Genomic DNA, 7,848 nt, shown 5'->3' with positions numbered 1-7,848 from the left:
GGCGTGGCGCTGAACCTCGACGTCCGGGAGATCGGTGTCGTCGTTCTCGGTGACTCCGCGAAGCTGGAGGAGGGGCAGCGCGTCAAGCGCACCGGCCGGGTGCTCTCGGTGCCGGTCGGCGACGCCTTCCTCGGCCGCGTGGTCAACGCGCTCGGCCAGCCGATCGACGGCCTCGGTGACATCTCGAACGAGGGCTACCGCGAGCTGGAGCTCCAGGCCCCGAACGTGATGGCCCGGCAGTCCGTGTTCGAGCCGCTGCAGACCGGTATCAAGGCCGTCGACGCGATGACCCCGGTCGGTCGGGGTCAGCGGCAGCTGATCATCGGTGACCGCAAGACCGGTAAGACCACGGTCGCCCTGGACACCATCCTCAACCAGCGGGAGAACTGGCGCTCCGGCGACCCGAAGAAGCAGGTCCGCTGCATCTACGTCGCCATCGGCCAGAAGGCCTCCACGATCGCCTCGATCAAGGGCATCCTGGAGGAGGCGGGCGCGATGGAGTACACCACCATCGTCGCCTCCCCGGCGTCCGACCCGGCCGGCTTCAAGTACCTCGCTCCCTACACCGGCTCGTCCATCGGGCAGCACTGGATGTACGGCGGCAAGCACGTCCTGATCGTCTTCGACGACCTGAGCAAGCAGGCCGAGGCGTACCGGGCTGTGTCGCTGCTACTGCGTCGCCCGCCGGGCCGTGAGGCCTACCCGGGTGACGTCTTCTACCTGCACTCCCGCCTGCTGGAGCGCTGCGCCAAGCTCTCCGACGAGCTGGGCGGCGGCTCGATGACCGGTCTGCCGATCATCGAGACGAAGGCGAGCGACATCTCCGCCTTCATCCCGACCAACGTCATCTCGATCACCGACGGCCAGATCTTCCTCGAGACCGACCTGTTCAACCAGGGCGTGCGGCCGGCCATCAACGTCGGCACCTCGGTCTCCCGGGTCGGTGGCGCCGCACAGGTGAAGCCGATGAAGAAGGTCGCCGGTTCGCTCCGGCTCAACCTGGCCCAGTACCGTGAGCTGGAGGCGTTCGCCGCCTTCGCCTCCGACCTGGACAAGGCCTCCCGCGCCCAGCTGGAGCGCGGCTCCCGCCTGGTCGAGCTGCTCAAGCAGCCGAACTACTCGCCGTACCCGGTGCAGGAGCAGGTCGTCTCGGTCTGGTCCGGCACCGAGGGCAAGCTCGACGACATCCCGGTGGGCGAGGTCCGCCGCTTCGAGTCGGAGTTCCTCCAGTACCTGCGCCACAAGCACGAGGGCGTCCTGGCGGCGATCGCCGACAACAAGTGGGACGACGACATCATCGGCTCGCTGGACTCGGCCATCACCGAGTTCAAGCAGGTCTTCCTGGGCAAGGAGGACGAGCAGCGGATCAACGAGCCCGCCGCGAAGCCGCTGGCGGGCGAGGAGAACCGCGAGTCGGTGACCCGCTTCCGCGACGGCACGACCGACCGCCCGGCAGAGAGCTGACCCATGGCCGCCCAGGTACGCGTTCTTCGTCAACGGATCCGCTCGGCGAAGTCGATGAAGAAGATCACCAAGGCGATGGAGCTCGTGGCGACGAGCCGCATCGCCAAGGCCCAGGCCCGGGTGGAGGCGTCCCTGCCGTACGCCCAGGCCATCACCGGCGTGCTCACGGCGCTGGCCTCCAACGCGCGGATCGACCACCCGCTGCTCACCCCGCGTGAGCGGGTGCGGCGGGCGGGCGTCCTGGTGGTCACCAGCGACCGGGGCCTGGCCGGCGGCTACAGCTCCAACGCGATCAAGACGGCTGAGTCGCTGATCGCCCGGCTCAAGGCCGACGGCAAGGAGCCGGTGCTCTACGTGATCGGCCGCAAGGGCGTCACGTTCTACCGGTTCCGCAACCGGGACATCGCGGCGAGCTGGACGGGCTTCTCGGAGCAGCCGTCCTTCGCCGACGCCCGCGAGGTGGGCGAGACGCTGATCAAGGCGTTCTCGGCCGGCGCGGACGACGTGGACGGCCAGGCCGGGGTGGACGGGGTGCTCGGGATCGACGAGCTGCACATCGTCTACACCGAGTTCCACTCCCTGATGACCCAGACGCCGGTCGCGAAGATCATCGGCCCGATGCAGGTCGAGGACCGCCCGCGGTCCGAGGGACTGCTGCCGGCGTACGAGTTCGAGCCGGAGGCGGACGCGCTGCTCGACGCGCTGCTGCCGAAGTACATCAACACGCGGATCTACGCGCGTTGATCGAGTCGGCGGCCAGCGAGTCGGCGGCCCGGCGGCGGGCGATGAAGGCCGCCACCGACAACGCCGAAGACATGATCGAGAAGTACACGCGTGAGATGAACACGGCCCGCCAGGCCGGGATCACCCAGGAGATCAGCGAGATCGTCGGCGGCGCGAACGCGCTCGCCGCGTCGGGAAGTGAAGTGTGATGACTGCCCCAGTAGAGACCAAGACGGCCACGGGTCGCGTGGTCCGGGTCATCGGCCCGGTCGTCGACGCCGAGTTCCCGCGCGACGCCATGCCGTCCCTGTTCAACGCCCTGCACGTGAACGTGACGCTCTCCGGCGGTGAGAAGAAGCTGACCCTGGAGGTCGCCCAGCACCTGGGTGACAACATGGTCCGCGCCATCTCGATGCAACCGACCGACGGCCTGGTCCGCGGCACCGAGGTGCGCGACACCGGCTCGCCGATCACCGTGCCGGTGGGCGACGCGGTCAAGGGCCACGTGTTCAACGCGATCGGCGAGGTGCTCAACCTCAAGGAGGGCGAGACCCTCAGCCCCGACGACCACTGGCAGATCCACCGCAAGGCCCCGGCCTTCGCGGACCTGGAGCCGAAGACCGAGATGCTGGAGACCGGCATCAAGGTCATCGACCTGCTCGCCCCGTACGTCAAGGGCGGCAAGATCGGCCTGTTCGGCGGCGCCGGCGTGGGCAAGACGGTGCTCATTCAGGAGATGATCACCCGGGTGGCCCGGAACTTCGGTGGTACCTCGGTCTTCGCCGGCGTGGGTGAGCGCACCCGCGAGGGCAACGACCTCATCGCCGAGATGACCGAGTCCGGCGTCATCGACAAGACGGCGCTGGTCTACGGCCAGATGGACGAGCCGCCGGGCACCCGGCTGCGAGTGGCGCTGTCCGCGCTGACCATGGCGGAGTACTTCCGCGACGTGAAGAAGCAGGAGGTGCTGCTCTTCATCGACAACATCTTCCGCTTCACCCAGGCGGGTTCCGAGGTCTCCACGCTGCTCGGCCGCATGCCGAGCGCCGTGGGTTACCAGCCGACCCTGGCCGACGAGATGGGCGAGCTCCAGGACCTGATGCTCATCCAGGTGGTGCTGATGGCCCGGGTGCCGCTGATCGAGCGGCGCTTCGGTCAGGACCGGATCGCCCGCTGGCACCGGCTCGCCGGCTTCACCTCGTTCCACCTGCTCCTCGCCCACGTGGTGCTGACCACCCTCGGGTACGCCGGGACCGCCCGGCGCAACGTGCTGGTCGAGACCTGGGAGCTGGTCACGACGTACCCGGGGATGCTGCTGGCCACCGCGGCGCTGGCCCTGCTGGTGCTGGTGGTGGTGACCTCGGTCCGCGCCGCCCGGCGCCGGCTGCGCTACGAGTCCTGGCACCTGCTGCACCTGTACGCGTACCTCGGCATCGCCCTGGCGCTGCCGCACCAGCTCTGGACCGGGGCGGAGTTCGTCGACTCGGCGGCCGCCCGCGCCTACTGGTGGACGGTCTACCTGCTGGCGCTGGCCAGCGTGCTGGTCTTCCGGCTCGGCCTGCCGGCCTGGCGCACGCTGCGGCACCGGGTCGAGGTGGCCGCGGTGGTCCCCGAGGCTCCCGGCGTCACCTCGGTCTGGCTGCGCGGGCGCGACCTGCACCGGCTGCCCGCCCGAGCCGGGCAGTTCTTCCTCTGGCGGTTCCTGGACGGCCCCGGCTGGTCCCGGGCGCACCCGTACTCGCTGTCGGCGCCCCCGTCCGGTGACCTGATGCGGATCACGGTCAAGGACCTCGGGGACGACACCGCCCGGGTGGCCACCCTGCGCCCCGGCACCCGGGTGCTGCTGGAGGGGCCGTACGGGCGGCTGACCGGGGAGCACTGGCGCGGCGGCGGGGTCACCATGCTCGCCTGCGGTGTCGGGATCACCCCGCTGCTGGCGCTGCTCTGGGAGCTGCCGTACGCCCCGGGCGAGGCGGTACTGCTCTACCGTGCGCGTACCGGTGAGGAGCTGGCCTTCCGCGCGGAGCTGGACCGGCTCGCGGCGGAGCGCGGGGTGGTGGTGCACCTGCTGGTCGGCCCGCGGGCCCGGCGGCCCGCGTGGCTGCCCGCCTACGCCGAGGGCATGCCCGACGCGGCGGCCCTGCGCCGGCTCTCCCCCGGCATCGCCGGTCACGACGTTTATCTCTGCGGCCCAGACGGCTGGGTCGACGCGGCCCGCGCCGCGACCCGGGCGGCGGGGGTGCCCGACGCGCACACCCATCACGAACGCTTCGCCTGGTGACAGGCGCGAAAGGAGAATCCATGCGACGGATCACCGTCTGGCTGCTCTCCACCGTGGCCGCCCTGGTGCTGCTGTTCAGCTACAAGACCAGCACGATGGGCCCCGGCGGGGAGAGCAGCGCGATCGCCGGCTCCGACGGCTCCGCCGCGGGCTCCTGGTCCGCGACCGACGACTCGGGCGGCTCGGACTCGGGCGGCTCGGACTCGAGCGGCTCGTCGTCGTCCAACGGCTCGTCGTCCAACGGCTCCTCGGCCGACGGCTCCTCGGCCGACGGGAAGGCCACCGGGTCGGTGGCGCAGACCCGGTGGGGGCCGGTGCAGGTCCGGATCACCGTCTCCGGCGGCAAGATCACCGACGTCACCGCCGTGCAGGTGCCGGACGGCAACCGCCGGGACCAGGAGATCAACGACTACGCGGTCCCGATCCTGCGGCAGTCGGCCCTCGCCGCGCAGAGCGCGCAGATCGACAGCGTCTCCGGGGCCACCGTCACCAGCGACGGCTACCGCGAGTCCCTCCAGTCCGCGATCGACGCGGCGCACCTGAAGTGAGCGGGGTGGCGACGATAAACCTGACGGCGGAGCTGGACCGGCGGGCCTGGGTGGTGCAGGTGATGGGGCTGCCGGTCAGCGTGCACCTGCGCGGACCGCGGGTGCGCACGGACCCGGTGGCGGAGCGGGTGGAGCGGGTCTTCGCCGAGCTGCGGGAGGTCGACGCGGTGTTCAGCACGTACCGACCGGAGAGCGTGCTGGGCCGGCTCGGCGGCCGGCGGCCCGACCCGGCCACCGCCGAGCCGCTCGTGCGCGAGGTGGTGGAGCTCTGCGAGCTGGCCCGGCTGCGGACCGACGGGTGGTTCGACGCCGACCGCCTGCCGCTGCCCACCGGCGGCACCGGCTTCGACCCGTCCGGCCTGGTCAAGGGCTGGGCGGTGGAGCGGGCCGCGCGGTGGCTGGCCGACCTGCCCGACCACGACCTCTGCCTCAACGCCGGCGGGGACGTGCTGCTGTGGACCGCGCCGGGCGGCCCGCCTGGCGGGTCGGGGTGGAGAACCCCGGGCGTCCCGAGCGGCTGCTCGACGTGCTGGAGCGGGAGCGCGGCGCGGTCGCCACGTCGGGGACCTCGCGGCGCGGCGCGCACATCGTGGACCCGCACGCCGGCCGGCCCGCGGAGGCGGTCCGGTCGGTCACCGTGGTCGGGCCCGACCTGCTCTGGGCCGACGTGTACGCGACCGCGGCCGTCGCCCGCGGCGCGGACGCGCTCGACTGGCTGGCCACCCTCGACGGGTACGCCGGCCTGCTGGTGGACGCCGCCGGTCGGCTCCGGGCCACCCCGAACTGGCCCGGAACCCGACCGGCGGCTCAGACCCGCGCCGGATAGTCGGGCAGGTCGAGATCGGTGGCCAGCGAACCGGTGCCGCGGAGGAGCATCGACTGGACCGGCCCGGTGGCCAGCAGCCGGTTGCGCAGCCCCAGCCCCCACCCGGTGGCGGGGGCGAGGAACGGCCCGGGCTGGCGCCCCGCTGCCAGCGCATCGCGTAGCCGCGCAGCCGGCTCTCGTACGCGGGGAAGGCGACCCGGTGGTCGCCGCCGGCCAGGGCCAGCTCGCCGGCCAGCACGTACGCGCCGACCACGCCGGTGCCGACGCCCATCCCGCCGAGCGTCACGCCCCAGGCCGCGTCGCCGAGCAGCACCGTCCGGCCGGTGTGCCAGCGGGGCACGCTCACCCGGCTGATCGAGTCGAAGTACAGCTCCGGCGCGTCCCGCAGGTGGGCCAGCAGGTGCGGCACGTGCCAACCCAGCCCGGCGAAGGCGTCCGCGACGAGCTTCTTCTGCTGGTCGAGGTCGCGCCAGTCGAAGTCGAGCCGGGGTGCGGCGAAGACGACGAGGGCGCCGGCCCGGTCCGGGTCGCGCTGGTCGGCGGCGACGCCGGCCATCCGCCCGGGGACGTTGTACTGCCGGGAGACGGTGTCCACCCCCAGCTCGTTGGGCAGGTCCCAGCCGGCCAGGTGGTAGCCGAGGTGCCGGACGTACGCCGACTCGGGGCCGAGGACGAGCCGCCGTACGCCCGAGTGCAGTCCGTCCGCGCCGACCACCAGGTCGACGATGCGCGACGCGGCGCGGGCGAAGTCGACGCGTACCCCGTCGGCGGTCTCGACGAGGCCGGTGATCACGTCCCCGAACAGGTACTCCACCCGGTCGGCGCCGTGCTCGTACAGGATCCGGGAGAGGTCCCGGCGGTAGACCTCCAGGTCGCCCCCGGCGAACTCGGCCGCAGCCGGAAGATCTCCCGGTCGTGCTCGTCCACGCAGCTGATCGCCCCGGCGTGGGTCTGCCCGGCGCGCAGCTCGTCGAGCACCCCCATGGCGGCCAGCACGCCGAGGTGGGTGGGGCCGCGGAAATCGACCGCGAAGCCGCTGGTGCGCAGCGCCGGGGCCAGCTCGACCACGGTGACCTCGGCGCCGTAGCGGGCCAGCCACCAGGCCAGCGCCGGCCCGGCGACCCCGGCCCCGGAGACCAGGACGCGCCGGCCGCGCAGCGGAAGGGTGTGAGACATCGGCTTCCCCCGTAACAAGCTAAACTGTGTCCGTCGGATACAGAGTATCGTAGACACAGTTTCGGTTCCGGACAAGACCGATCGAGGGAGACCCATGGACCGGGCGGGTGCCGGTGGCGCGGCGGACAAGCGGAAGCTCTACGAGTTGCTGTGGGGGACGCCGAGCCCGCCGCGACGTGGGCCCCGGCCCACGCTGACCCTGACGGCGATCGCCCGGGCCGGCATCGCCATCGCCGACGCCGACGGGCTCGACGGCCTGACCATGCAGCGGGTCGCCGAGTCGCTGGACGTGACCAAGATGGCGCTGTACCGGTACGTCCCCGGCAAGGCCGAACTGGTCGCCCTCATGATCGAGACGGCGGTGGGCGAACCCCCCGCGGCACCGGCGGGCGCCGGCTGGCGCGACCAGCTCGACGACTGGGCCCGGCAGCTGTTCGACCGCTTCCGGCGGCACCCCTGGGCCCTGACGGCCACCGTCGGCGCGCGCGTCATGGGCCCGAACGAGCTCGGCTGGCTGGAGCGGGCCCTCGCCGCCCTCACCGGCACCGGGCTGAACGGCGGCGAGATGCTGGACGTCGCGGTGCTCCTGCTCGGGCACGCCCGCAACCTGGCCCAGCAGGTCTCGGCGATGGACACCGGCACGCCGGAGCAGGCGCTGGAATCCGGCCTGGCGGACCTGCTCCGCGGCCGGGAGGAGCGCTTCCCGGCGCTGGTCGCCGCGGTGGAGTCGGCGGCCGCGCACGCCGCCCAGGACCAGGCCCTCGACTTCGGCCTGGCCCGCATCCTCGACGGCGTCGACCTCCTGATCGAAACCCGCCACCCCTGACCCC

General features: G+C 72.4%; 6 protein-coding genes and 2 pseudogenes. 7 read left to right on the top strand and 1 reads right to left on the bottom strand.

What is annotated here, in order from left to right; genetic code table 11:
* The 6 genes and pseudogenes from atpA to JNW87_RS41760 all read left to right on the top strand — a co-directional run.
* Positions 1-1,464 (top strand): F0F1 ATP synthase subunit alpha (gene atpA / locus JNW87_RS31065; RefSeq protein ID WP_238454892.1); only part of this gene is annotated, 1,464 nt, incomplete at its 5' end.
* 3 nt (positions 1,465-1,467) lie between these two features.
* Positions 1,468-2,396, top strand: a pseudogene (locus JNW87_RS31060) (F0F1 ATP synthase subunit gamma).
* Positions 2,396-3,283: pseudogene (gene atpD, locus JNW87_RS40970) on the top strand (F0F1 ATP synthase subunit beta); the annotation flags it as partial. The pseudogenes JNW87_RS31060 and atpD, both read left to right, overlap by 1 nt.
* A complete protein-coding gene (locus tag JNW87_RS40965; protein WP_309234118.1) occupies positions 3,266-4,468 on the top strand; it encodes a ferredoxin reductase family protein in 1,203 nt (400 codons plus the stop codon). The pseudogene atpD and the gene JNW87_RS40965, both read left to right, overlap by 18 nt.
* Positions 4,469-4,488: 20 nt before the next feature.
* Entirely contained in the window at positions 4,489-5,016 is a 528-nt protein-coding gene (locus JNW87_RS31050; protein ID WP_238454891.1) for an FMN-binding protein, read from the top strand.
* A gap of 298 nt (positions 5,017-5,314) precedes the next feature.
* Positions 5,315-5,842 (top strand): FAD:protein FMN transferase, encoded by a 528-nt coding sequence (locus JNW87_RS41760; RefSeq protein ID WP_375373570.1) that lies wholly within the window; start codon positions 5,315-5,317, stop codon positions 5,840-5,842.
* A 789-nt stretch (positions 5,843-6,631) separates the two neighbouring features.
* Here the strand turns inward: JNW87_RS41760 and JNW87_RS31040 are convergent.
* A complete protein-coding gene (locus JNW87_RS31040) occupies positions 6,632-7,018 on the bottom strand; it encodes a hypothetical protein (protein WP_238454889.1) in 387 nt (128 codons plus the stop codon).
* A gap of 94 nt (positions 7,019-7,112) precedes the next feature.
* On the opposite strand from JNW87_RS31040, the gene JNW87_RS31035 reads away from it, so the two are divergent.
* Complete coding sequence (locus JNW87_RS31035) at positions 7,113-7,844, top strand: TetR/AcrR family transcriptional regulator (protein WP_238454888.1); 732 nt, start codon at positions 7,113-7,115, stop codon at positions 7,842-7,844.
* The last annotated feature ends 4 nt before the right edge of the window (positions 7,845-7,848 follow it).

The organism is Micromonospora sp. ATA51 (assembly GCF_016802855.1).
Lineage (GTDB): Bacteria > Actinomycetota > Actinomycetes > Mycobacteriales > Micromonosporaceae > Micromonospora > Micromonospora sicca.
Note: the sequence above shows the minus strand (reverse complement) of the source record. Positions and strands in the feature narration are given on the sequence as shown.

Coding starts and splice junctions, on each gene's coding strand:
- JNW87_RS40965 (WP_309234118.1), top strand. CDS start 3,266: ATGGGCGAGCTCCAGGACCTGATGCTCATCCAGGTGGTGCTGATGGCC.
- JNW87_RS31050 (WP_238454891.1), top strand. CDS start 4,489: ATGCGACGGATCACCGTCTGGCTGCTCTCCACCGTGGCCGCCCTGGTG.
- JNW87_RS31040 (WP_238454889.1), bottom strand. CDS start 7,018: ATGTCTCACACCCTTCCGCTGCGCGGCCGGCGCGTCCTGGTCTCCGGG.
- JNW87_RS31035 (WP_238454888.1), top strand. CDS start 7,113: ATGGACCGGGCGGGTGCCGGTGGCGCGGCGGACAAGCGGAAGCTCTAC.